Here is a 24,719-nt window from a genome sequence, read left to right on the forward strand (position 1 = left end):
TGTCATGAAATTAGCCATTGTTACGGCTTGCCCGAACGGCATGGTCACCAGTGTGCTGTGTGCGCGTTTGCTTGATGCGGCGGCGCAGCGTCAGGGCTGGAGCACCAGCGTTGAAGTGGTCGATGCGGCGCACCCGGAACGCGAATTGTCGGCGGCGACGATTGCAGCGGCGGAGTGGGTTTTGTTGGTCGCCACGGGGGCGGTCGACATGACGCGTTTTGTCGGCAAGCGAGTTTTCCAGATTGCCCCGGCGCAGGCGTTGCAGGACGTTGAAGCGGTGCTGCGGCGTGGCGCGGAAGAGGCTGAGGTTTACGTTGCCAGCGAGGCTGAACCGGTTGCTGATGCGTCGCGTGTGCCACGCATCGTCGCCATCACCGCGTGCCCGACTGGTGTCGCCCATACCTTCATGGCCGCCGAAGCGTTGCAGCAAACTGCCAAGCGTTTGGGCTATGAGCTGCAAGTCGAAACCCAAGGCTCAGTGGGCGCAAAAACCCCGTTGAGCGCAACGGCGATTGCCGAGGCAGACGTGGTGTTGCTGGCGGCGGATATCGAAGTCGCCACCGAGCGTTTCGCCGGTAAGAAAATCTATCGTTGCGGCACTGGCATCGCATTGAAGCAGTCCGAAGCGACGCTGAAAAAAGCCTTGGCCGAAGGGGCTGTGGAAAGCGCGGCGAGTGACGGCAAAGCACCGGCCAGGCAGGAGAAAACCGGCGTCTATAAACACCTGCTGACCGGCGTGTCGTTCATGCTGCCGATGGTCGTGGCCGGCGGTTTGATGATTGCGTTGTCGTTCGTCTTCGGCATCACCGCGTTCAAGGAAGAGGGCACGCTGGCGGCTGCGCTGATGCAGATCGGTGGCGAGACTGCGTTCAAACTGATGGTGCCGCTGCTGGCGGGTTACATCGCTTATTCGATTGCTGACCGTCCGGGCCTGGCGCCGGGGATGATCGGTGGGTTGCTGGCGAGTACGTTGGGCGCCGGGTTTATCGGTGGCATCGTCGCCGGTTTTATCGCCGGTTATGCGGCGAAGGCGATCAGCCGTTATGTCGCGTTGCCGCAGAGTCTGGAAGCGCTGAAACCGATTCTGATCATCCCGTTGTTTGCCAGTCTGTTTACCGGGCTCGTGATGATTTACGTGGTCGGCAAACCGGTCGCCGGGATGCTGTTGGCGCTGACGAGTTTTCTCGACAGCATGGGCACCACCAACGCGATCCTGCTCGGCGTGGTGCTTGGCGGCATGATGTGCGTCGACCTCGGCGGGCCGATCAACAAAGCCGCGTACGCGTTCTCGGTGGGGCTGCTGGCGTCGCAGAGTTATGCACCGATGGCGGCGACGATGGCAGCGGGGATGGTGCCGCCGATTGGTCTGGGCATTGCCACGTTTATTGCGCGGCGCAAGTTCGCGCAGACCGAACGCGAGGCGGGTAAAGCCGCGTTGGTATTGGGGCTGTGCTTTATCTCTGAAGGGGCGATTCCGTTTGCCGCGAAAGACCCGTTGCGGGTGATTCCGGCGAGCATTGCCGGTGGTGCGTTGACCGGTGCGTTGTCGATGTATTTCGGCTGCAAACTGATGGCGCCGCACGGTGGCTTGTTTGTGTTGGCGATCCCGAATGCGATCAATCATGCGCTGTTGTATCTGCTGGCGATTGTCGCGGGGAGCCTCTTGACCGCCGTGGTCTATGCCACAGTCAAACGCCCCGAAGCCGTCGAACTGGCCCTCGAACCTGCCAAGGCTTAACCGACACCGCAAATCTCCTGTAGGAGTGAGCCTGCTCGCGATAGCGGTCTGTCAGTGACATGAATGTTGGCAGATATACCGATATCGCGAGCAGGCTCACTCCTACAATGGGTTCTGCGGTGTGTCTGGTGTCATGTGTGTTTCATCATGTCGTGCTTAAGTTTTCCTTTTTCCAGGGAGAACACCATGAGCGATTTCAATCTCGGTCGCCGGCGTGTCGTGCAAGGGATCGGCGCCGGGCTGTTGCTGCCGGGGCTGGCGCCGGCGGTGATTGCTTCGGTCAAGGATCGTCCGCAATTGACCGATGGCGTGCAGTCCGGTGACCTGCTCGGCGATCGCGCGATGATCTGGAGTCGCAGCGATCGCCCCGCACGCATGGTGGTCGAGTGGGACACCCGCAGCCTGTTCGGTAACCCGCGTAAATTCGTCTCGGCACTGGCCGACGCGCGTACTGATTTCACCGCCCGCGTCGAGCTCACCGGACTTCCCGCCAATCAGGCGATTTTCTATCGCGTGTATTTCGAAGACGCCCAGACCGGCGTCGCCAGCGAGCCGTGGTTCGGCCATTTGCGCAGTGTGCCGGCGGCCAGACGCGATATCCGTTTTGTCTGGGGCGGCGACACTGTCGGCCAAGGCTTCGGCATCAACCCGGACATCGGCGGCATGCGCATCTACGAAGCCATGCGCCTGCGCCTGCCGGACTTCTTTATCCACAGCGGCGACACCATCTACGCCGACGGCCCGGTGCCCGTGCAGCTCACCACCGAAGGCGGGCGTATCTGGCGCAATCTCACCACAGAAGCCAAGAGCAAAGTCGCGCAAACCCTCGACGATTATCGCGGTAACTATCGCTACAACTTGATGGACGAAAACATCCGCCGCTTCAACGCCGAAGTGCCGCAGATCTGGCAGTGGGACGACCATGAAGTGGTCAACAACTGGTCGCCGGGCAAGCAACTGGATGAGCGTTATCAGGAAAAAGATATCCACACCTTGGTGGGACGCGCGCGGCAGGCGTGGCTGGAAAATGCGCCGATGCGTTTGCAGGCCGCCGACGGTGGCGGACGGATTTATCGCAAACTCAGTTACGGGCCGATGCTTGATGTGTTTGTGCTGGATATGCGCAGTTATCGCGAGGCGAATGACGACAATCTGGGCGCGGAGAAACCGTTTCTCGGGCGTGAACAACTGGATTGGCTCAAGCGTGAATTGAAGGAGTCGAAGGCACAGTGGAAAGTCATTGCTGCGGACATGCCGATCGGGCTTGGCGTGCCGGACGGTGAAGTCAGTCCGGGTGTGGCGCGATGGGAAGCGGTGGCCAATGGCGACCCCGGCCCGGCTCAGGGGCGTGAACTGGAAATCGCCGAATTGCTCGGATTCCTGCGCGCGCAGCAGGTGCGCAACTTCGTCTTTTTGACGGCGGACGTGCATTACTGCGCGGCGCATCACTATCACCCGGATCGGGCGGCGTTTCAGGATTTCGAGCCGTTCTGGGAGTTTGTTGCTGGGCCGTTGAATGCCGGGAGTTTCGGGCCGAATCCGCTGGATAAAACCTTTGGGCCGCAGGTGGTGTTCGAGAAGGCCCCGGCGGAACAGAACACCTCGCCGTTTGCCGGGTTTCAGTTTTTTGGTGAGGTGAATATTGAAGGGCAGAGCGGGGAGATGAGTGTAGTGTTGCGGGATCTGGATGGGGTGGCGGTTTTCGAGCAAAAACTACAACCGGTATGACCACCACTGTAGGAGCTGCCGCAGGCTGCGATCTTTTGATTTTGCTTTTGAAAAGATCAAGATCAAAAGATCGCAGCCTGCGGCAGCTCCTACAGGGAAAGCGGTGTGTCAGTAGACGTCGCGGCGATAGCGGCCCTGTTCGATCAGGCGCTCGACTTCAGCGCTGCCGAGAATGTCCTTGAGTACCTGATCCACGCCTGTGGCCATGCCCTGAAGGCTGCCGCAGATGTAGATGACAGCCCCATCCGCCAGCCACTTCTTCAACTCACCCGCCGATTCACGCAAGCGATCCTGCACATAAACCTTCTCCGCCTGATCCCGCGAAAACGCCAGATCCAGCCGTTCCAGATCGCCATTGATCAACCACTCTTCCAGCTCCGCACGGCAGAGGAAATCGTGTTCACGGTTACGCTCGCCAAACAGCAACCATTGACGCTGCTGACCGTCGGCAATCCGCGCCTTGAGCAAGCTGCGCAGCCCGGCCAGACCGGTGCCGTTGCCCAGTAAAATCATCGGCACCGGCTCGTTCGGCAGGTGGAACCCGCTGTTGCGACGCACGCGCAGGTTGATGCTGCCACCGACCGGCGCATGCTCGGTCAACCAGCCGGAACCAATGCCCAGCGTGCCATCGGCGTGTTGTTCCTGACGCACGATCAGCTCCAGCACACCGTCGGCGGCAATCGAGGCGATCGAGTATTCGCGCATGGCCAGCGGCACCATCGCATCGACCAGCGACTGCGCATGCAAACCGACCAGATGCGCGCGATGCTCCGGCAATTGACGCGAAGCCAGTGCCACTTCCAGCGGCTCGTCGAGGCCGTTGATTTTCACCATGGTCTCGCCACGAATGCCGAGGCCGTCGAGGAAATGTTCGATGACCCACGGGCAGTTGCGCGGTAGCACTTCGACCAGATCACCAGCCAGCCAACTGCTGGTGTTCGGTGCGCTCAGGCCCAGCAGATAAACCGGCGAACCGCTGCTGTCCGGGTTCATCAATTCGCGGCGGGTCAGCGTCCAGTTGTCGTAGCTCGGTGCTTGCCAGGTATCGACCGGCGCTTGTCCGGTGAGCAGACCAAGTTGCGTCTGCCAGTGACGCAGCGCATAGGGATCGCCGCTGTCGACTTCCACCGGCGCAAACAGTGTCTTGCCACCGTGCTCGCCGAGCCACTGATGCAGACGTTTGGCAAAGCCGCAGAAGTGCTGGTACTGACGATCGCCGAGTCCAAGCACCGCGTAGTTCAAGCTGTCCAGTGTCGAAGCTTTGCCCAGCACTTTGCGCTCGAAACCACGGGCGCTGTCCGGTGCTTCGCCGTCGCCGAAGGTGCTGACGACGAACAGCGCGTTGTTCGATTCACGCAAATCCTGCTCGCTGACATTCGCCAGCGGCTGCACCTTCACCGGCAATCCGGCGGCTTGCAATTGCCCGGCGGTTTGCCACGCCAGTTGCTCGGCGAAACCGCTCTGGCTGGCGAAACCGATCAGCCACGCCGGTGCATCGCCCGCCGGTTGTTCGAGGCCTTTACGTGCGTCCTTGATCTGCTTTTTCTTGCGTCGGCGATCGAGGTACAGCAGCCACCCAGTGATGAAAAACAGCGGCATGCACACCGCCGCGAGGGTGACGATGATCCGCCCGATCAGACCGAAATAGCTGCCGACGTGCAGCGCATAGATGCTGGTCAGCAGTTGCGCCTTGAAGCTCTTGTCAGCGTAGCGGTCGACGCGTTTGACGATGCCGGTGGCCGGGTCGAGAGTGATCTGGTTGAGCGCGCGCTCATGCGGCGAGTTTTCCAGCAGATAGAACACGGTCGCCGGTTGGCCAGCCACGGGCGGCATACGAATGTTGTAGGCAGACAAGCCGGGGCCGGCGGCGCTGTAGATGCTGCTCCACATCGCCGCGTAATCGGCAGTCGGCGCCGGGCCTTGCGGTGCCGGGCCACGACCACCGCGCACGCGTTCGTTTTGCGGCGCATCGGAAAGCAGTTTGGTCAGGCCTTTGTTGTACCACTCGTACGACCACGACAACCCGGTCAGCGCCAGCAGCAGATAGACCAACAGGCACCATGTGCCGGCCACCGAGTGCAGATCCCAATTGAAGGCGCGGCCCTTTTTCTTCCAGTCCAGCGTCAGCCAAACACGCCAGCTGTTCCACTGCCGCGGCCAGCGCAGGTACAGACCGGAGAGGCAGAAAAACAGCAGGATCAGCGTGCAGGCGCCGGTGATGTTGCGGCCGGTATCGCCCATCGCGAGGAAGCGGTGCAACTGCAGCATCAGGCCGAAGAAATCCTGGCCGACGGCATCGCCCATGAACTCGCCGGTGTACGGATCGAAGTAGCGCATCTCGCCGCGACGTTCGCCCTTGGGCGGTGTGAAAAACACTTTCGCCGCGTTGCCGCTGTCGGTCTCGACCGAGAGCATCGAGACTTTTTTGCCGGACGCGGCTTCGATGCGCTCGACCAGTTCGACCGGTGGCAAGACGCCGGCGACTTGTTTTTCCACTTGCAGGACGGAGGGATTCAGCGCCCGCAGGATTTCGTCCTGAAACGAATAAGTCGCGCCGGTGATGCCCATCAACGCCAGCACCAGGCCTGCGGTGATGCCAAAAAACCAGTGCAACTGGAACAGGGTTTTCTTCAACACGTCACTCGCCGTCCGTTCGGAAATTGTCATCACGGCGCGCATTATGCCGTGGGTTATCGAGAAGCGTTCTTTATTACGCAGAAAAGCCCCGTTCAATTGAATGAACGGGGCCCACTGTTTTTGTAGGAGCTGCGGCACGCTGCGATCTTTTGATTTTACTTTTAAAGATCAGGATCAACAGATCGCAGCGTGCCGCAGCTCCTACAGGGTCAGAAGTGGAAGTTGGTGCTCAACAATGCCGTACGGCCCGCCGCCTGGTTGGCGAAATGGGTCGAGAAGGCTTTGTCGTAGTAGGTTTCGTTTGTCAGGTTCTGCACGTTGAGTTGCAGGTCGACGTTCTTGGTCAGCTTGTACGCCGCCATCGCGTCGTAACGCACATACGAATCGACCATGGTGGTGTTGGCCACGCTGCCGTAAACGTCGTCGACGTAGAACGCGCCGCCACCGAGGGTCAGCTTCGGTGTGACCTGATAAGTGGTCCACAGGCTGGCGCTGTTTTTCGGCGTGTTTGGCAGTTCGTTGCCGTCGGTGGCGCGGTTCAGCGGGCCGCCATCAACTTGCTCGCTGTCCATGAACGCGTAACCGGCGAACACTTGCCATTTCTCGGTGATCTTGCCGCTGGCCGACAGTTCGAAACCTTGCACGCGGGTCTTGCCGGCGTTTTCGTACGAAGTGGTGTCGACTTGTACCCGAGCGTTTTCTTTCTCGGTGCGGAAGATGTCAGCGGTCAGCGACAGACGATCGTTGAGCAGATCCCACTTGGTACCGATTTCGTAGTTTTTGGTGGTTTCCGGCTCCATGTCGCTGCTCAGCAGGTTACCGGCACGGTCAGTGCTGCCGCCCAACGGGTTGCCTTCCTGACCTTCGCCCAGGGTGTTGCCCGGTGGCGTGGCCGAGGTCGCGTAAGACGCATAGATGCTGCCGTTTTCCGCTGGCTTATAAACCACGCCGAACTGACCGGTGACGAACTCGCTGGTGTCAGCACCCTTCGAAGTGGTGGTGCCGGCGTTGGTGTAAGTCTTGTAGCCGGTTTCGAAGTGGTCGTAACGCAGGCCCATATTCACCAGCCACTGCTCGGACAACTCCAGCGTGTCGAACGCATACAGCGCGTACGTATCGGACTGGGTGTCGGTGCCGGCGTAGTTGCGCGAGATCGCGCCGTTCCACGGATCGTTCGGGTTCGGGTTGGACAGCGAGGTGCAGTTGTAGCCGCTGGCTGCGCCGATCAGCCCCGGGTTGCAGTTGGTGGTCGCGGCGGTGGTGCGCGGCGTGGTGTCAGTGTTGACGTTGTACGAGGACTTCTGGCTCTCCTCACGGGTGTATTCCACACCGGTGGAGAAGCTGTTCTTGAAGCCAGCAACGTAGAAGTTACCGAACAGGTCAGTCTGGTTGGTGGTGGTCTCGGTGTTGCTCACTCGAGTGTTCGCACGACGCCAGACCGTACCGTTGTTGACGTTGCCCTTGCTGTCGTCCGGTTGGGTCAGGATGTAATCCTGCATGCTGGTGCCGTGGCGTAGGGTGTTCTTGATCGTCAGCGAGTCGCTCAAATCGTGTTCGATGGCGAAGGTCGCGGTGTCGGTGCGGCCCTTGCGGAAATCGCGATCCAGACCGTAGAAGTTGCTGTGGTCGCCACCCGAGTACGGCTTGTCCGGATTGGATTTGCTGCGTGCCGCCGAGCCGCCGAGCGGAATGGTGTACGGCACGCCGGAGTCCGGAGTGTCGTTGCTTTCCAGATGGTAGTAATCGAGGTTGACGCGGGTGTCGGTGCCCAGACCAAACGCCAGGGACGGGGCGATACCCCAACGGTCGTAATCGACCTTGTCACGGCCGGCGACGTTGCTCTCGTGGCTCATCAGATTCAGACGGCCAGCGGCGGTGTCGCTGAACTGGTAGTTGCCGTCGAGGGTGTAACGCTGGGTCTGGTCGGAACCCCAAGTGAAACCGCCGTCGAACGAGTTGCCCAAGTGGGCTTTCTTGCTCACCAGGTTGATGCTGCCGCCCGCTGCGCCACGACCACCGATGGCGGAGTTCGGGCCCTTGCTGACTTCAATGTTTTCCACGGCGAAGATTTCGCGGCTCTGCGAACCGGTGTCACGGACGCCGTCGAGGTAGGTGTCGCCCTGGGCGTCGAAACCACGAATGAACGGACGGTCGCCCTGCGGGTTGCCGCCTTCACCGGCGCCGAAAGTGATGCCCGGCACGGTGCGCAGCGCGTCCTGCATGTTCAGGGCGCCGGTGTCTTTGAGCACTTGTTGCGGGATCACGGTGACCGAGCGCGGCGTGTCGACCAGCGGCGCGGTGTACTTGGGCGAGGAGGCTTTTTCGACCTGGTAGGACGTCGAGTCCTGCGCTTCGCCGGTGATGGCGGTGGCGTCCAGAGCGATGGCATTGCCGGACGCTTTGCTGTCGGTTTTTTCGGCAGCGAACACCATCTGGCCAGCGGAGCCGGCGGTAATTGCGACGCCGATAGCAGAGGCGAGCAGACGTGGTGAACTGACCGGTAATTGTGCGTGTTGACGTGCCATTTTTATTCCCCTCCCCAAGGATTTGAGGCGGCGGAATATAGGGTAAACAGGTATTCGTATCAATTGCGAAACATTGTTATTCGCACTGAATTTACATTCTTTACAATTTAACCTTACGGTTTCTGCCAGTTCATTCGTCTCCCGGGTTTTACACAGACAATAAGAATCAATACCATTGCCGCCTCTTTGCCATCAGGTGACATCGCCATGCTGCTGCACATCCCCGCACTGTTCGCGAAAGACGAGGTGCAGCGCATTCGCGAGGCTTTGCAGCAGGCTGACTGGGCCGATGGCAAGATCACCGCTGGCTTCCAGTCGGCCAAGGCCAAGCACAATCTGCAACTGCCCGAAGGCCATCCGCTGGCCAAGGAAATCGGCGCGGCGATGCTCGAGCGGCTGTGGAAAAATCCACTGTTCATGTCCGCCGCATTGCCGCACAAAGTCTTCCCGCCGTTGGTGAACTGTTACACGGCCGGTGGCAGCTTCGATTTCCACATCGACAACGCCGTGCGCCAACCGAAGGGCAGCATCGAGCGCGTGCGCACCGATTTGTCGGCAACGCTGTTCTTCAGCGAGCCTGAGGATTACGACGGCGGCGAACTGGAGATTCAGGACACCTTCGGCACGCAACAAGTGAAACTGCCCGCCGGCGACATGGTGTTGTACCCCGGCACCAGCCTGCACAAGGTCAACGCGGTCACTCGCGGCGCGCGCTATGCGTCGTTCTTCTGGACGCAAAGCCTGGTGCGCGAAGACAGCCAGCGCGCGCTGCTGTTCGAGATGGACGGCGCGATCCAGCAGCTGACGCAGGACATGCCGGATCATCCTTCGCTGATCCGCCTTACCGGCACGTATCACAACCTGCTGCGTCGCTGGGTCGAGGTATGAGTTTCCAACTGCGCCGCGAGGAAATCCTCAGCGGCGAACAACTCAGCGCTATGCTCGAAGAAAGCCCGGCCCGTGCCGCGCAGGCGATTCTGCTGGCGGCGGGTGAGGGCGAAGTGGAGGCGCAGGCGTTGCTCGGGCAGATTCTTCTGGACGGCCAGGGCATCGCTAAGGATCAGCCACTGGCGTTGCGCTGGTTCGGCATCGCCGCCGGACGCGGGCACCTGATGGCGCGCAACATGCTCGGGCGTTGTCATGAGCATGGCTGGGGCGTTGCAGCGGATGCGTCGGTTGCAGCGCAGCATTATCGGATCGCCGCGGAGGCCGGGCTGGACTGGGCGATGTACAACCTCGCCAATCTGCTGGCGACCGGGCGCGGTGTCGCGGTGGATCATCTGCAGGCGCTGGCGTTGTATCGGCGTGCTGCGGAAGTCGGCCATGCGAAGTCGATGAATTTGCTCGGGCGCTATCTGGAGGAAGGGCAGGTGTGTGCGGCGGATCCGGTAGCGGCGCGTGACTGGTATCGACGCGCCGCTGAGGGTGGCGATTTTCGTGGGCAATTCAGTTATGCCGCCGTCCTGGCGGATGAGGGCCGCATTGATGAGGCGCTCAAATGGCTGGCTGAAGCGTTAGCCAACGGAAACTTGGCATTTCTTCGTGTCAGCAGTCAGTCGCTGCTGGTTTCCCGACATCCGGACATCCGCAGCATGGCGCAAGCCTATTGCCGCCGCGTCAGTCAGCTCGACGCCCAGAATTCGCCTGGCATCTGAATCCGCAGGTCAGCCGCGCAGCCAGCCTTCCTGGAGTTTGCCCAAGTAACTGCGCAATGCCTGACTGTTCAGCACAACGAATTCGCCGCGGATTTGAAGATCCGCTTCGGGTGCAGGGACGGCATCAAGGAAGGCATTCAACGAATCGGTCAGCCTGGTGGTTTCACTGACATACGTCTGCCGGTGGGGCAGCACTTTTTGTGTGTCATTCAACTGACGGGTTTTGTCAGCGTTGTCGCGCAGCTGTTTTGCCAAAGACGACACGCGTTCTTCGCGTTGGCCCCGGCGGATGTTGATGGTATCCCGGGCCTTGGTCAGACCATCGTATTTGATCAATTCGTTAGCTTCTTCCAGAAACTTGGTTGCCACGAGAAAACCGGCTTCCATGGCAGCGATTTCAGGTGTTTTTGGCTTATTGCCGATCAGTGATTTCAATTGCTCCAGCAATGGTTTGAATCGGTCAATGACAGTCAGCTTCTCGAATTCCTTGATGGCGTCATTGAGTAAAGCCAGATCTTTATTCAATTCATCGAGTGGAACCTGCTCTGCGGCCAATTGCTCTTGCACCTTGGCCGAGGCATCCTTCAGTTCGGAGAGGCGGAAACGGTTGTTGCTGATGGTTACGCTCTGCACCTCGAATATGCTGGCGTCTACTTCTGAGTACAACTGAGCAATGCGACCGACACACAGTTCTAACAATTGTTCGGCGATTGTCGAGTAAGACTTGATTGCCTGCTCGATTTGAGGACTTGTTTCGCGCTCTTTCAAAGCGTTTAGCGCTTGCAGATTCTCGCGCAATTCGTCCGTTTGAAGTGCCGTTAATGCCCCAGCTATGCTGTTGGCGATTTGTTGGTCAGTGCGCCCGACGGCACTATTGAGTTCAATCAGTTCATCGCTTAACGCTTTTATGTACAGATCGGCGGAGCCGACAATGGCTTGATAGCGGATGGCCTCGCGGCTTTCCCGGACATTGGCCAAATCAGGAGACAGGTAAACAGGAAGTGTCATGAAAAAATCCTTTTTTTAAAGTTTGTGAGAATTCAGTCGAACGCCGAAATCAGTGCGTTGGCATTCGTCTGAATGGTTTTCCAGTTCTTTAAAACTACCCGCAAACTAGAAACGAAACTCCTGAGGGTCAGGTATTCGTGCATGCCCATCACTTTGTTTTTGGAGGCGCTGATGTATTCAGAGATGGATACCCATAACGTTTCAATCTGCGAAGTACCTTGAATCGCTCCATCGACGTAGATCAAAAGACTTTCCAGATCCGTGTGAAGTTGTAGAAGAGTGCCCGCGAGAATGTCTTTCTGTTTGGTTTGCTCAATCAGCAGGTTTTTTTGCCGTTGCAATGGTGCAATTTTTACCTCCTGGTACTTCTGCGCCATGAAAAAAACAGTCGCAGGCAAGGGGCTGATGAACGCAAAGACGTAGGTGAAAAATCCCGGCTCGGTTTCTCGGATTTTCTCATCAAGCCTTGCCTGGGCTTCGTCGATGGCTGCGTTCAACTCGGTAATTTGTCGATTGATTTCGCTGTTGTTAGCCAGTTTCAGTTTGCTGCCGAGGCCCACCGCCACATCGTTGTTGAGCTCGGTCTTGAAGTTTTTCAAACGCAAGATCAGCTCGTCGCTATTGAGTTTTTTCTCATCGATGGAGCTGGCAATAAACACCAGCGATTCCTGGATGGAACCGAAGCGGTTTTTTTCTTTTGTGCCGATTTGCAGAGGTGGCAGACTGTTTATCTCCTCCTCGGTCAGGGTTTCTAGGGTGCCGATATAATCGATATAGCCCGGCATCGATATAATTGCATTGATGATTTCTTCGCCAAAGTTTTCGAGATCCTCGGAAAAGGTTGCCAAACTGCCGCCGACTCTTTTCATCGAGGATTCAATGTCGTTCCACGAATTGGCATTGTTGATGATCGTGTGGTTCAGCTCAACAATATCGAACGGTTCAAGACCAACAATGCCTGTGTGTTTGGTTTGTAGTTGATGCTCTACCGCTTCAAGGGTGCGCGGCAGAAGCTTGGCCGTTGAAATGTAGTTGCTGATTTTTTTAATGTCGTTTTTGGTGATTAGCTTTACTGGACTTGTCTGCACTTTTCAATTCCTTATGGGGGGGCATGTTCAAGTCGCTAGCTTAAGTCCGGTTTTACAGGTTGGTATATAAGTTGTGTGTGTCGCGTTGTTGTTTACTATTTGTGATGGTTTGGTTTTTTTGAATAAAAAAACCCGTGCGTGGGCACGGGTTTTTTATGCTGCGTTTTACGTTATACGTAATACGACTTCAGCGGTGGAAAGCCATTGAACTCAACCGCGCTGTAACTGGTGGTGTAAGCACCGGTCGACAACCAGTACAACCGGTCACCAATCGCCAGGTTCAGCGGCAAACCGTACTTGTAGTTTTCATACATGATGTCGGCGCTGTCGCAAGTCGGGCCGGCGATGACCACTTCTTCCATCTCGCCCTTCTTCTCGGTCCAGATCGGGAACTTGATCGCTTCGTCCATGGTTTCGATCAGGCCGGAGAACTTGCCCACATCGGTGTACACCCAGCGTTCAACAGCCGTGCGCGACTTGCGTGCGACCAGTACCACTTCGCTGACCAAAATACCGGCGTTGGCGATCAACGAACGGCCTGGCTCGAGAATGATTTCCGGCAGGTCATCACCGAAGTCTTCCTTGAGGAAGCGGATGATTTCTTCGGCGTAGGTTTCCAGGCTGTTGGTGCGGGTGATGTAGTTGGCCGGGAAGCCACCGCCCATGTTGATCAGCTTGAGGTGGATGCCGTCTTCTTCTTTCAGACGCTCGAAGATCACTTTGACCTTGGCGATCGCTGCGTCCCAGACGCTGATGTCGCGCTGCTGCGAACCAACGTGGAAGGAGATGCCGTAAGGCACCAGGCCGAGGTCGCGAGCGAGGATCAGTAGATCCATGGCCATGTCGGTCTGGCAGCCGAATTTGCGCGACAGTGGCCAGTCAGCGGTGGTCGAGCCTTCGGTGAGGATGCGTACATAAACTTTCGAACCCGGTGCAGCCTTGGCGATGTTGCGCAGGTCAGCTTCGGAGTCGGTGGAGAACAGACGCACTCCCTTCTCGTAGAAGTAGCGGATGTCCTTGGATTTCTTGATGGTGTTGCCGTAGCTGATACGGTCGGCGCTGACGCCGCGATCCATCACCTTATCCAGCTCGTAGATCGAGGCGATGTCGAAGCTCGAACCCTTCTCTTTGAGCAGGTCGATGATCTCGACGGCCGGGTTGGCCTTGACCGCGTAGTAGACCTTGGCGAATTCGAAACCGGCGCGCAGGTCATCGTAGGCCTGGCTGATCATCGCGGTGTCGATCACCACGAACGGGGTTTCCTGTTTGTCGGCAAACGCCTTCATTTTGTCAAAAGTGGCGCGCGCGAAATAGTCTTCGACATTGATCGACATGCTGGGAGCTCCTATGGGCAAACTCGTAAAAACAATGGGTGCAAATGAACGCCCTCCGTATCCCCACTTTGGTTCGCCTACTTCCCAAGGCATGTCGCCGAAAGCAAAAAGGCCACGGGCGGATTTGCCCTTGGCCTTGCTGTCTCGTCGTCAGTACTTGAGCCGGATGGATCGTTTCCAGCATGGACGTTCGGCGCGAACTTTAGGGCGTGAGGGGCCTGAGATCAACTAAAAATGTCGCGTTTTTGCACGCTTCTGACGTGCGTCGCTTTGATCACTCTTTGTAGCCGACCGAGATGACGGACAGATGTTCCCCGAGAATTTCGAAGTGTTAAAAATACCTGCACGTTCACGGATTATGTCGGCGAAGTCGTGGATAAGTGTGATGGCGGCAACATCGGCGACGTTGGCGGCGAGGGGAGGGTGTGAGGGGGGATTTGGCTAGTTTGAGCAGGAGGTTCGAGAACAATTCAGAGTGGCGGGTGTTGAGATTCTTTTCCGCCTTGTGAATGCCTTGGTCACACCCCCGATCCTGTAGGAGTGAGCCTGCTCGCGATGACTTTTTTTCAGTCGACATCTTCATCGACTGAGATTGCCAATCGCGAGCAGGCTCACTCCTATATGGATTTGTGTTTCTTGCCCGAAAATCAGGCGACTACGGCCTCAGCTGGCGAGACGATGCTGGTCTTGCCGCCGCGGGATTTGCCGGAGCTCAGATACTCGGCAATCGACTCCTGCGTCACCTCACCGAGGAACACCCGCTCGGCGTCCATCACCGGCAACCACGAACGGTTGAACTCGTACATGCGCGACAACAGAATGCGCAGATGCTCGTCGTACGCGGCGGTGGCGTTGAATTCACGCAGGAACTGCGCGCAAGTGCCGGTCTGACGGTGCAGATCACGACGACGCACATAGCCCAGCGCCTTGTTGTCGGCGCAGGTAACCACCACGTAGCGACGGTCATGTTCGTCCATCAATTCCAGCGCATCGGCCACTGGCGTTTCCGGGCTCACCGATGGCGCGTTGTCCGCCGCATCTTCCGCTTTGACCAACAGCAGACGCTTGAGTGTGCTGTCCTGGCCGACGAAGTTGCTGACAAAGTCGTCCGCCGGGTGCGCGAGCAGCGTGTCCGGGTGATCGATCTGCAGCAGTTTGCCGGCGCGGAAGATTGCGATTTTGTCGCCGAGTTTGATGGCTTCGTCGATGTCGTGGCTGACCATGATCACGGTCTTGTTCAGCGCCCGCTGCATCTCGAAGAATTCGTTCTGGATCATCTCGCGGTTGATCGGGTCGACCGCACCGAACGGCTCGTCCATCAGCAGCAGCGGCGCATCCGCCGCCAGTGCGCGGATCACGCCGATGCGCTGTTGCTGGCCACCGGACAATTCACGCGGATAACGATGCAGATACTGCTTGGGCTCAAGCTTGATCATGCTCATCAACTCGCGGGCGCGGTCGTGGCATTTCTGTTTGTCCCAGCCGAGCAGTTTCGGCACGACAACGATGTTCTCTTCGATGGTCATGTTCGGGAACAGACCGATCTGCTGGATCACGTAGCCGATGTTGCGACGCAGGGTCACTTCGTCGAGATCGGTGGTGTCTTCGCCGTTGATGAGGATCTTGCCCGAGGTCGGTTTGATCAGGCGGTTGATCATCTTCAGCGTGGTGCTTTTGCCGCAACCCGATGGCCCGAGGAACACACAGATCTCGCCTTCATTGACGGTCAGGCTCACCGAATCCACGGCTTTGACGTCTTTGCCGTTGCTTTGGAAAGTTTTGCTGAGGTTTTGAAGTTCGATCATTTGAGGAGTCCTTTTGGAGTCAACGAGCGTTGCAGCCATTGGAGAAACAGGTCAGCGAAAATGGCCAGAAGACTGACCAGCAGCGCGCCGACGATCAGCATCGACATGTCACTGCGGCTGATGGAAGCGAGGATCAACACACCGAGGCCGCCGGCGCCGATGGTCGCGGCAATGGTCATTACGCCGATGTTCATCACCACGGCGGTGCGCACGCCGGCGAGGATGACCGGTACGGCGATTGGCAGTTCGACCATGCGCAGGCGCTGGCCGAAGGTCATGCCGATGCCGCGTGCGGCTTCACGAATGCCGGGTTCGACGCCGGTGAGGGCGAGGTAGGTGTTGCGCATGATCGGCAGCAGTGAATAGAGGAACACGGCGGTGATCGCCGGCATCGGGCCGAGGCCCTGACCGAACTTCGAGTAGAACGGCAGCAGCAAACCGAACAGCGCAATCGACGGCACGGTCAGCAGCACGGTGGCGCTGGCCTGTAGCGGGCCGGCGAGACTCGGGAAGCGCGTCATCAAAATGCCCAGCGGCACGCCGACGACAATCGCCAACGTTACAGCGATGCCGACCAGGGTGATGTGCTGCCAGGTCAGGTGCATCACCTGTTGCCAGTCGAGATGGGAAAAGGCGTTGAAGAATTCCATGACTTTTCCTCCTTTAATTCAGCGGATGTTGGCGCAGGAAATCGGCGGCAACGGACGATGGGCTTTCATGATCGACATCGACCCGCGCATTGAGCTGGCGCATGGTTTCGTCGTCGAACAGTTCGGCCAGCGGCTTGAGTTGCTCGGCCAGTTTCGGGTTGGCGTCCAGCGTTGCCTGGCGCACCACGGGCGCAGCGGTGTAATCGGGGAAGTAGTGTTTGTCGTCTTCCAACAGCTTTAGGCCAAAGGCGCTGAGACGACCGTCGGTGGTGTAGACCAGACCGGCGAACACCTGACCGTTGCGCAACGCCGTGTAAACCAGCCCGGCATCCATTTGGCGGATGTTCTTGCGGGTCAGGTTCATGCCGTAGAGGTCGACCATGCCGATCAGGCCGTCGGAGCGGTTGGCGAACTCGGTGTCCAGCGCCACCAGGTGATTGGTCTTGGCTTCAGCGCGCAGCACCTCGTTCAACTGACTGATGTTGGTGATCTGCGGATATTCCTCAGCCACTTTTTTCGGCAGCGCGAGGGCGTAGGTGTTGCTGAATTTCGACGGCGTCAGCCAGATCAGGCCTTTTTTGGCGTCGAGTTCTTTCACCCGGGCGTAGGACTGAGCGCTGTCGAGTTTCTCGGTGACATGGTTGTAAGCCACCAGCGACACGCCGGTGTACTCCCAGAGCAAGTCCAGTTGCCCGCTTTCGTGAGCGCTGCGGGCGAGGTTGCTGCCCAGACCGCCAGTGATCTGCGCGTCGTAGCCTTTGCTGCGCAGGTATTGCGCGGTGATTTCCGCGAGCAGGGTTTGCTCGGTGAAGACCCGCGCGCCGAGGCGGATTACCGGTTTGTCAGCGGCTTGCGCGATGCCGGCGAACAGCAGGGCGCTGCTCAGCATCAGGCTTAGAATCAAGCTAAATCGTTTCATAGGTATTCCTTCGCAAAAGCCTTAAGACGTGCGCAAACCGCGTTCCAGCCAGAGACGGCTGGCGAGTGTGACGACGCCATCGAGCAGCAACGCGAGCAGTGCGGTGCACGCAGCGCCGAGTACCAGTTGCGGCTGATTGTTCAGGGCGATGCCGGGGAAGATCAGACTGCCGAGGCTGTTGGCGCCGATCAGGAATGCCAGCGGCGCGGTGCCGACGTTGATCGCCAGGGCCACACGCACACCGCCGACAATGATCGGCACGGCGTTGGGCAATTCGACTTTCCACAGCACCTGGCGCGGCGTCATGCCGATGCCGACGGCCGCTTCTTTAAGCGATCCCTGAACGTTTTTCAGGCCTTCGTAGGTGTTGCGCACAATCGGCAACAAGGAGGCGAGGAATAAAGCGAAGATCGCCGGGCCACTGCCGATGCCGAGGACGCCCAGGGCAATCGCAAGTACGGCCAGCGGCGGCACGGTGTTACCGATATTGAAGATTTGCATGAAGCGTTCGGCGCGTCCGACCATGGTCGGGCGACTGAGGAAGATGCCGGCGGGGATGCCCACGACAAGGGCGGCCAGCATTGAAGCGAGGACGAGAATCAGATGAGCTTGCAGGTAAAACAACAAATCGTCGCGGTAGTGTTCGATCGTGTTGATGCCGATCCAGTGGACCAGCAGGGCCAGGAGCGCGATCACCACCGCACCTCCAATCAGCCCTTTGCCATAGCGGATAGCCACAGGCGGACTCCTTTTTTTGTAGTCGGCAAACGCTCTCCCGTGTGGCATGCCATACATGGCTGCCGGGAATAAACGTTCGCGAGAAGCAGCTCCTTCAGCACCGGAAAAGCGGTCTGAAAGCGAGCCATGAGCGCAGCCTCGTCAGGCTAACTTGCTGATTTTTCAGCCCCTGACGACAATTCGTAACAGGGGATGGACGTCTCCGAGCGCTGAAAGGTTCCCACATAAGATGCCATCTGGCCACCTGCAGGAGCTGCCGAAGGCTGCGATCCTTTGACTTTGTTCTAGCGCAACAGAGCAAAAGATCGCAGCCTGCGGCAGCTCCTACAGGGTTTTGCGGGCCCGAGGGACGGTGGTTCGGCGGTTACTTTTTAAGCTATACTCGCCGCCCTTTTTTGAATCACCGCCAGGCGATTTCCCATGACCAACCAGGCCGCCGAAGTCGCGAAACGCCGCACTTTCGCCATTATTTCCCACCCCGATGCCGGTAAAACCACGATCACCGAAAAGCTCCTGTTGATGGGCAAGGCGATTGCAGTGGCCGGTACGGTGAAATCCCGTAAATCCGATCGCCATGCGACATCCGACTGGATGGAGATGGAAAAGCAGCGGGGTATTTCCATTACCACGTCGGTCATGCAGTTCCCGTATCGCGAACACATGATCAACCTGCTCGACACCCCGGGCCACGAAGACTTCTCTGAAGATACTTATCGCACCTTGACGGCGGTCGACTCGGCGCTGATGGTGCTCGACGGCGGTAAAGGTGTTGAGCCGCGTACCATTGCGCTGATGGACGTCTGCCGTCTGCGTGACACGCCGATCGTCAGCTTCATCAACAAACTCGACCGTGACATCCGCGACCCGATCGAACTGCTCGACGAAATCGAAGCCGTTCTGAAGATCAAAGCCGCGCCGATCACCTGGCCGATCGGTTGCTACCGCGACTTCAAAGGCGTTTATCACCTGGCCGACGACTACATCATCGTTTACACCGCCGGTCATGGTCACGAACGCACCGAAACCAAGATCATCGAGAAACTCGACTCCGACGAAGCCCGCGCACACCTGGGTGACGAGTACGACCGTTTCATCGATCAACTGGAGCTGGTTCAGGGCGCCTGCCATGAATTCAACCAGCAGGAATTCCTCGACGGTCAACTGACCCCGGTGTTCTTCGGTACAGCTTTGGGCAACTTCGGTGTTGACCACGTCCTCGACGCCGTTGTCGATTGGGCCCCGCGTCCATTGGCCCGTGTCGCCAACGAACGTACCGTTGAGCCGGTCGAAGAGAAGTTCTCGGGCTTCATCTTCAAGATCCAGGCAAACATGGATCCCAAGCACCGTGACCGCATCGCCTTCATGCGCATTTGCTCAGGCAAGTACGAAAAAGGCATGAAGATGCGCCACGTGCGCACCGGCAAGGACGTGCGCATCGGCGACGCCCTGACGTTCTTCTCCTCCGAGCGTGAGCAACTGGAAGAGGCTTTTGCGGGCGACATCATCGGCCTGCACAACCACGGCACCATCCAGATCGGCGACACCTTCAGCGAAGGTGAAGTTCTCGGGTTCACCGGCATTCCGCACTTTGCGCCGGAGCTGTTCCGTCGTGTGCGTCTGCGTGATCCGCTGAAGTCCAAGCAGTTGCGTCAGGGTCTGCAGCAGTTGGCCGAAGAGGGTGCAACGCAGGTGTTCTTCCCGGAGCGCAGCAACGACATCATTCTTGGCGCCGTGGGTGTGCTGCAGTTTGATGTGGTCGCCAGCCGTTTGAAGGAGGAATACAAGGTTGAGTGCTCCTACGAGCCGATCACCGTGTACTCCGCGCGCTGGATTGAATGCAGCGACAAGAAGAAGCTTGAAGAATTTTCCAACAAGGCTGTGGAGAACCTGGCGGTTGATGGAGGCGGTCATTTGACCTACCTCGCGCCGACACGGGTTAACCTGGCGTTGATGGAAGAGCGCTGGCCGGATGTGAAATTCCGTGCGACGCGTGAGCATCACTAAGCTCTGAGTTGGTTTGTCCGAAGCCCCCTAGGTGTATGCCTTGGGGGTTTTTTATTGCCTTGGGTTTGGGGGTATATCCGTTTCTGCGGGAGTTTCTGATTACGGTTTCGCCCTTACGGCGACTCACTTTTTTTACAAACGCCTAAAAAAAGTAAGCAAAAAAACGCTTGCTCCTACGTGCGGCCCGCTCGCTGGGGCTCGGGGTTCCTTCGCTGCGGGATCGATCCGGGCGCAGCGCCTACGGTTTGCTGCGCTGCACCTCCTCTCGCTGTGTTTGGCTTCGCCAAACGGTCGCTGCGCTCCCACGCCCGGATCAATCCCTCCACTCAGCCTTCCGATGTCGCCTGTGGATCAAGATCAAGATCAAGAGCAGGCGAGCTGACACTCGGCCTATTGAGTGGTGAGGAGCACGGTTTCGGCTTTGGATTTGTGGTGTTTTTGCCCCTCATCGGAACGCCGCCCGCCCAGCCCTCTCCAGAGGGAGTGGGAGCCGATTTGTGAGCCTTTCAGAATCTGGGCTCGACTCGATATCCCACGTCGGCCTACCTCTCCCAATCACCTCGATCAGTCCCCTCTCCCTCCGGGAGAGGGTTAGGGTGAGGGGCTTTTGATCTCAAGTCGGTTTTTTGTAATCTCTCGATGTACTTGGCCACAACGTTTGGCTGGCCAGTACGGTGCTTGTGCTGTTTTAAATTCCGTTGACCCGCCAAGCCACTCGTTCGTCCACCCCGCACAACCCGTCACTTAGGTGATTCCGCTATCAGTGTTATTCAAAAGCAATCTGTCCTTCGAGGGCATTTCCACTCGGCCTTTAGCGTCCTATCTGGTGAACACGGCTGATCGGAACTAGATTTCACACAGCGCCAGTCAGGCACGTATGTCTCACCTGGAAAAGGATGGAGTCGGCTATGAAGAGCAGATTGCTACGCGTTTTATTGCTATTGAAAGTAATGGTGATGCTGTCCCTCGGCACGGCGACGGCTTGGGCCGAGTGCGAGGATCATGATTCTCAGGCCTTCAACGGGCAGGTGGGGCACAGCGGCTTGATGCTCGCCAAATCCGAGTCCGAGCCGGGCGATCAGGGGCAGGGCGGTGCCGCCGACGATGACGACTCGACCACTGACGAGCCGGACACTGATGATCCGGATGAGGGCGATAGCCAGACGTAGATCAAAGATCAAATAAACCCCTGGTTGCGATATCCCTGTAGGAGCTGCGGCACGCTGCGATCTTTTGATCTGGATTTTATCAATCAGAATCTAAAGATCGCAGCGTGCCGCAGCTCCTACAGTTTTAACAACGTGTTGTGCGGGTCGAGCAAGATCGACTTTTCGTCTGGAGCCGTTTGTCAGATTATCAGGATTATGTAGAGATACCTGTCAGATATGACAGTAGACGGTACGTCGTTGAGTCTTTAAGAATGTCCTTGCAGTCTTGGATTTTTTTATGACTAAAAGGAATGACAGCATGAGTAATGAAAAAAGCGAGCATACAGTTGGGGAAATGAAAATATCGGGGCTTGATGTGTCAGGCATTACTACCCGGAATGTTCACGCTGCCCTAATTCCATCCTATCCATATTATTCTTTCGAAGGTTCTTGGGGGGATGACGAAAATATGAGATTGGGTATTTATTCACTGATTAAAAAAGACGATGTTTACAATGTGCATCACCCAGAAGGTGACGGCTTGGCCAAAGTTTATTATCAAGGCAAGGGGCTGAATTATCACGGAGTCTCCGGAATAATTACAATTACAGATTTCGATAGTGAGTTGCAGAAGGCCAACGTCTACGTTGATATATCGATGGGGAGCTATGACTCGGAAGATACTAAGTCTGTCAGAATCGAAGGTGAGTTTGTTGGTTTTAAAATATATGAAAAAAACTCGCCCGAAGGTCTGGCTTTAATTGATAAGGGAAAGATTTCCTAATGTTCCCATTAGGTGCAGGCTTCCTTTGATAGCATTTATGAAGTTTCCCTAGATAAAACTTTTTGTTCATTTTTTAGGTGAGAAAAAATAATCCACAGCATGGATAAAACGCCCACGGTTACGTGGGCGTTCTTTTGTTACGCCGCGCCGTCGAGGAATTGCTCGGCGTAGTGGCAAGCCACCTGCCGGTTATCCAGCGGACGCAGTGCCGGTTCTTCGGTGCTGCAACGCTCGGTCGCGTATGGGCAGTTTCGGATAGCGCTAGAAGAATACGAAAATTTATATTTTAGCGCGTACCGTTTGTCGGCTTCCCCCAGTTAATGACAGTTACCTGTCAGAAGTGACAGTAGACAGGTTGCCGTGCGCGAAATATAAATGAATTGGCAGGTTGGATGTTTTTTGGATAACTAAAGGACTTGGATGATGACGAATAAAGAAGGAAAAAATACCAGTGGGCACCTGAAGGCCACCATTACTGGTGAAGAGGTTTTTTATAGTGAGAAGGTTCGGGTGTTGCAACGACTGGAGGATGGAAGTTATCAGTTTGATGCTGATAAAGGTGATGGCGAATGGCTGGCTTTGGTCGTCCGCACCCTAAATGTGGAAGTGGGAAAATCTTATAAGATAGATCGGTTTGGCGGTGAGGGGACAGCGAATGCTGTCTACTATGCTTCCTATGAAAGTTCGTATAATGGCATTTTAGGCGAAGTCAAAGTAACTAAATTCGATCAGCTTTCGCAGACAGCTGTCGTTGAGGCTAATGTCTCTGTTGTCAATGACGCGGATAAGAAAAAGAAGATCGAGGCGAAAGGCAGTTTCGAAGGTTTCGAAGTTTCGATGTTGCAAGGTTTGGATTTTTGTAAGCCGTAATTGTCAGAACTCTTCTCTCACTGACGTTACAGAAATCCAATTGAGCAACAAGTTGAAAAAGCACGCCCACCTTTAAGTGGGCGTGCTTTTTTTTAAGCAGCGCCGTCGAGAAATTGCTCGGCGTAGTGGCAAGCCACCTGCCGGTTATCCAGCGGACGCAGTGCCGGTTCTTCGGTGCTGCAACGCTCGGTCGCGTACGGGCAGCGCTTGTGGAAAGCGCAGCCTGGTGGCGGGTTCAGCGGGTTAGGCAGTTCGCCGACGATTTTGATCTTCGGCTTGTTTGGATCCGGGTGAATGGTCGGGGTCGCCGACAGCAGCGCCTGGGTGTACGGGTGCAGCGGGCGTTCGTAGATGTCGTTCTTCGGGCCCATTTCCACCGGGCGGCCGAGGTACATCACCATCACGTCATCGGCGACGTGTTGCACCACCGCGAGGTTGTGCGAGATGAACACGTAGGCGGTGTTGAACTCCTGCTGCAGATCCATGAACAGGTTGAGCACCTGCGCCTGAATCGATACGTCAAGTGCCGAGGTCGGTTCGTCCGCCACCAGCACTTTCGGTTGCAGCATCATCGCGCGCGCCAGGGCAATACGCTGACGCTGGCCGCCGGAGAACATGTGCGGATAACGCTGATAGTGCTCAGGACGCAAGCCGACCTGCTTCATCATCGCCTGGACTTTCTCGCGACGTTCGGCGGCGGAGAGGTTTGTGTTGATCAGCAGCGGTTCGCCGAGCTGGTCACCAACTTTCTGCCGTGGATTCAACGAGGCGTACGGGCTCTGGAACACCATCTGCACGTCTTTGCGCAGTTGCTTGCGCTGAGCCTTGTCGGCGCCGGCGACTTCCTGTCCGGCGATTTTCAACGAGCCGGACGAAGGCTCTTCAATCAGCGTCAACGCACGGGCGAGGGTGGATTTGCCGCAACCCGACTCGCCTACAACAGCGAGGGTCTTGCCGGCTTCCAGTTCGAACGACACGCCGTTCAGGGCGCGCACGGTCGCGTGACCCTTGAACAGGCCACGGGAGACTTCGTAGTGACGGGTGAGGTCGCGGGCGGTAAGTACGACGGCCATTACGCCACCTCCTGGTTCAGCGGGTAGAAGCAGCGGGCGAGGCTGTGGGCTTTCGGATCAAGGCCTGGACGCTGCGCGCGGCAGCTGTCCTGCACGTACGGGCAACGCGGCGACAGCAGGCAACCCTGCGGACGGTCGTAACGGCCCGGAACGATGCCCGGCAGGGTCGACAGACGTGAGGCGCCGAGGCTGTGCTCGGGAATCGCCTTGAGCAGCGCTTCGCTGTACGGGTGCGCCGGGATGTCGAACAGTTGCGGCACTTGGCCGACTTCAACGGCTTGGCCGGCGTACATCACGCAGACGCGCTGGGCGGTTTCTGCTACGACCGCGAGGTCGTGAGTGATCAGCACCAGGCCCATGTTCTGTTCTTTCTGCAACGCCAGCAGCAGATCCATGATCTGCGCTTGAATCGTCACGTCCAGAGCCGTGGTCGGTTCGTCGGCGATCAGCAGTTTCGGCTCGCCGGCAATCGCCATGGCGATCGCGACGCGCTGGCTCATACCGCCGGACAGTTGATGCGGGTAGGCATCCATACGGCTGGCGGCGCCCGGGATTTCGACTTTTTCCAGCAGTTCGATCGCACGTTTGCGCGCTTGCTTGCCGGACATTTTCAGGTGCAGACGCAGCACTTCTTCGATCTGGAAACCGACGGTGTAGCTCGGGTTCAGCGCGGTCATCGGATCCTGGAAGACCATCGACAGGTCTTTGCCGACGATCTGCCGACGCTGACGGTTGCTCAGCTTGAGCATGTCTTTGCCGTCAAAGTTGAGCGAGTCGGCGGTGACGATGCCGGGATGCTCGATCAGGCCCATCAGCGCCATCATGGTCACGGATTTACCCGAACCCGATTCGCCGACGATGGCCAGTACTTCGCCTTTGTCGACTTTCAGGTCGAGGCCGTCGACCACCGGGGTCGCGGTCTTGTCGCCGAAGCGAACGTTGAGATTCTTGATTTCTAGCAGTGACATGGGAATCTCCTCAGGCGGCGTTCTTGAGTTTCGGGTCGAGCGCATCG

Annotated in this window: 19 protein-coding genes and 1 pseudogene; 8 read left to right on the forward strand and 12 right to left on the reverse strand. The window is 57.5% G+C overall.

Annotated features, from left to right (window positions below; genetic code table 11):
• Positions 1 to 4 precede the first annotated feature (4 nt).
• Entirely contained in the window at positions 5 to 1,738 is a 1,734-nt protein-coding gene (locus ACIOMO_RS22250; protein WP_401243614.1) for a PTS fructose-like transporter subunit IIB, read from the forward strand.
• Between the two features lie 186 nt (positions 1,739 to 1,924).
• Positions 1,925 to 3,466, forward strand: coding sequence for an alkaline phosphatase D family protein (locus tag ACIOMO_RS22255; RefSeq protein ID WP_401243616.1), 1,542 nt, complete (start codon positions 1,925 to 1,927; stop codon positions 3,464 to 3,466).
• Positions 3,467 to 3,574: 108 nt separating this feature from the next.
• On the opposite strand, the gene ACIOMO_RS22260 is transcribed toward ACIOMO_RS22255, so the two are convergent.
• Together ACIOMO_RS22260 and ACIOMO_RS22265 are read right to left on the reverse strand one after the other, a co-directional pair.
• On the reverse strand, positions 3,575 to 6,103 hold the full coding sequence (locus ACIOMO_RS22260) for a PepSY domain-containing protein (protein WP_401243649.1): 2,529 nt from the start codon (positions 6,101 to 6,103) through the stop codon (positions 3,575 to 3,577).
• A 209-nt stretch (positions 6,104 to 6,312) separates the two neighbouring features.
• The gene (locus ACIOMO_RS22265) at positions 6,313 to 8,628 is read right to left on the reverse strand and encodes a TonB-dependent siderophore receptor (protein ID WP_212544091.1); all 2,316 of its coding nucleotides are present in this window, start codon (positions 8,626 to 8,628) and stop codon (positions 6,313 to 6,315) included.
• A gap of 207 nt (positions 8,629 to 8,835) precedes the next feature.
• Between ACIOMO_RS22265 and ACIOMO_RS22270 the strand changes: the two genes are divergently transcribed.
• On the forward strand, positions 8,836 to 9,516 hold the full coding sequence (locus ACIOMO_RS22270) for a Fe2+-dependent dioxygenase (protein ID WP_212549732.1): 681 nt from the start codon (positions 8,836 to 8,838) through the stop codon (positions 9,514 to 9,516).
• The gene (locus ACIOMO_RS22275) at positions 9,513 to 10,283 is read left to right on the forward strand and encodes a tetratricopeptide repeat protein (protein WP_401243618.1); all 771 of its coding nucleotides are present in this window, start codon (positions 9,513 to 9,515) and stop codon (positions 10,281 to 10,283) included. The genes ACIOMO_RS22270 and ACIOMO_RS22275 overlap by 4 nt, the downstream gene beginning before the upstream one ends.
• Before the next feature lie 9 nt (positions 10,284 to 10,292).
• On the opposite strand, the gene ACIOMO_RS22280 is transcribed toward ACIOMO_RS22275, so the two are convergent.
• The 7 genes from ACIOMO_RS22280 to ACIOMO_RS22310 form a co-directional block, all read right to left on the reverse strand.
• A complete protein-coding gene (locus tag ACIOMO_RS22280) occupies positions 10,293 to 11,291 on the reverse strand; it encodes an alpha-xenorhabdolysin family binary toxin subunit B (RefSeq protein WP_401243620.1) in 999 nt (332 codons plus the stop codon).
• Between the two features lie 32 nt (positions 11,292 to 11,323).
• Positions 11,324 to 12,379, reverse strand: a complete 1,056-nt coding sequence (locus tag ACIOMO_RS22285) for an alpha-xenorhabdolysin family binary toxin subunit A (RefSeq protein WP_053117054.1) — start codon at positions 12,377 to 12,379, stop codon at positions 11,324 to 11,326.
• Between the two features lie 170 nt (positions 12,380 to 12,549).
• Complete coding sequence (locus ACIOMO_RS22290) at positions 12,550 to 13,713, reverse strand: type III PLP-dependent enzyme (protein WP_053117055.1); 1,164 nt, start codon at positions 13,711 to 13,713, stop codon at positions 12,550 to 12,552.
• Positions 13,714 to 14,360: 647 nt separating this feature from the next.
• The gene (locus ACIOMO_RS22295) at positions 14,361 to 15,518 is read right to left on the reverse strand and encodes a betaine/proline/choline family ABC transporter ATP-binding protein (RefSeq protein ID WP_053117057.1); all 1,158 of its coding nucleotides are present in this window, start codon (positions 15,516 to 15,518) and stop codon (positions 14,361 to 14,363) included.
• Positions 15,515 to 16,168: an ABC transporter permease gene (locus tag ACIOMO_RS22300; protein WP_053117058.1), complete on the reverse strand. Its 654-nt coding sequence runs from the start codon at positions 16,166 to 16,168 to the stop codon at positions 15,515 to 15,517. The genes ACIOMO_RS22295 and ACIOMO_RS22300 overlap by 4 nt, the downstream gene beginning before the upstream one ends.
• 13 nt (positions 16,169 to 16,181) lie before the next feature.
• A complete protein-coding gene (locus ACIOMO_RS22305; protein ID WP_053117059.1) occupies positions 16,182 to 17,087 on the reverse strand; it encodes a glycine betaine ABC transporter substrate-binding protein in 906 nt (301 codons plus the stop codon).
• 21 nt (positions 17,088 to 17,108) lie between these two features.
• On the reverse strand, positions 17,109 to 17,825 hold the full coding sequence (locus ACIOMO_RS22310; RefSeq protein WP_053117060.1) for an ABC transporter permease: 717 nt from the start codon (positions 17,823 to 17,825) through the stop codon (positions 17,109 to 17,111).
• 420 nt (positions 17,826 to 18,245) lie between these two features.
• Here ACIOMO_RS22310 and ACIOMO_RS22315 point away from each other — a divergent pair, with 420 nt between their 5' ends.
• From ACIOMO_RS22315 to ACIOMO_RS22325, 3 genes are all read left to right on the forward strand, one after another.
• Positions 18,246 to 19,829, forward strand: coding sequence for a peptide chain release factor 3 (locus ACIOMO_RS22315; RefSeq protein ID WP_053117061.1), 1,584 nt, complete (start codon positions 18,246 to 18,248; stop codon positions 19,827 to 19,829).
• A gap of 908 nt (positions 19,830 to 20,737) precedes the next feature.
• Positions 20,738 to 20,998: a hypothetical protein gene (locus tag ACIOMO_RS22320; protein ID WP_159815350.1), complete on the forward strand. Its 261-nt coding sequence runs from the start codon at positions 20,738 to 20,740 to the stop codon at positions 20,996 to 20,998.
• Between the two features lie 298 nt (positions 20,999 to 21,296).
• Positions 21,297 to 21,761, forward strand: a complete 465-nt coding sequence (locus tag ACIOMO_RS22325; protein ID WP_401243624.1) for a hypothetical protein — start codon at positions 21,297 to 21,299, stop codon at positions 21,759 to 21,761.
• A 137-nt stretch (positions 21,762 to 21,898) separates the two neighbouring features.
• On the opposite strand, the pseudogene ACIOMO_RS22330 reads toward ACIOMO_RS22325, so the two are convergent.
• Positions 21,899 to 22,015, reverse strand: a pseudogene (locus ACIOMO_RS22330) (dipeptide ABC transporter ATP-binding protein); the annotation flags it as partial.
• 169 nt (positions 22,016 to 22,184) lie between these two features.
• Between ACIOMO_RS22330 and ACIOMO_RS22335 the strand changes: the two are divergent.
• Complete coding sequence (locus tag ACIOMO_RS22335) at positions 22,185 to 22,631, forward strand: hypothetical protein (RefSeq protein ID WP_401243626.1); 447 nt, start codon at positions 22,185 to 22,187, stop codon at positions 22,629 to 22,631.
• A gap of 92 nt (positions 22,632 to 22,723) precedes the next feature.
• Here the strand turns inward: ACIOMO_RS22335 and ACIOMO_RS22340 are convergent, their stop codons facing one another.
• Both ACIOMO_RS22340 and ACIOMO_RS22345 read right to left on the reverse strand, forming a co-directional pair.
• A complete protein-coding gene (locus ACIOMO_RS22340; RefSeq protein ID WP_053117064.1) occupies positions 22,724 to 23,704 on the reverse strand; it encodes a peptide ABC transporter ATP-binding protein in 981 nt (326 codons plus the stop codon).
• The gene (locus ACIOMO_RS22345) at positions 23,704 to 24,672 is read right to left on the reverse strand and encodes an ABC transporter ATP-binding protein (protein ID WP_129389065.1); all 969 of its coding nucleotides are present in this window, start codon (positions 24,670 to 24,672) and stop codon (positions 23,704 to 23,706) included. Before ACIOMO_RS22345 ends, ACIOMO_RS22340 begins: the two co-directional genes overlap by 1 nt.
• Between the last annotated feature and the right edge of the window lie 47 nt (positions 24,673 to 24,719).

The sequence above is a fragment of the Pseudomonas sp. NPDC087804 genome (genome assembly GCF_044742965.1).
In the GTDB taxonomy this organism is placed as follows: domain Bacteria; phylum Pseudomonadota; class Gammaproteobacteria; order Pseudomonadales; family Pseudomonadaceae; genus Aquipseudomonas; species Aquipseudomonas rustica.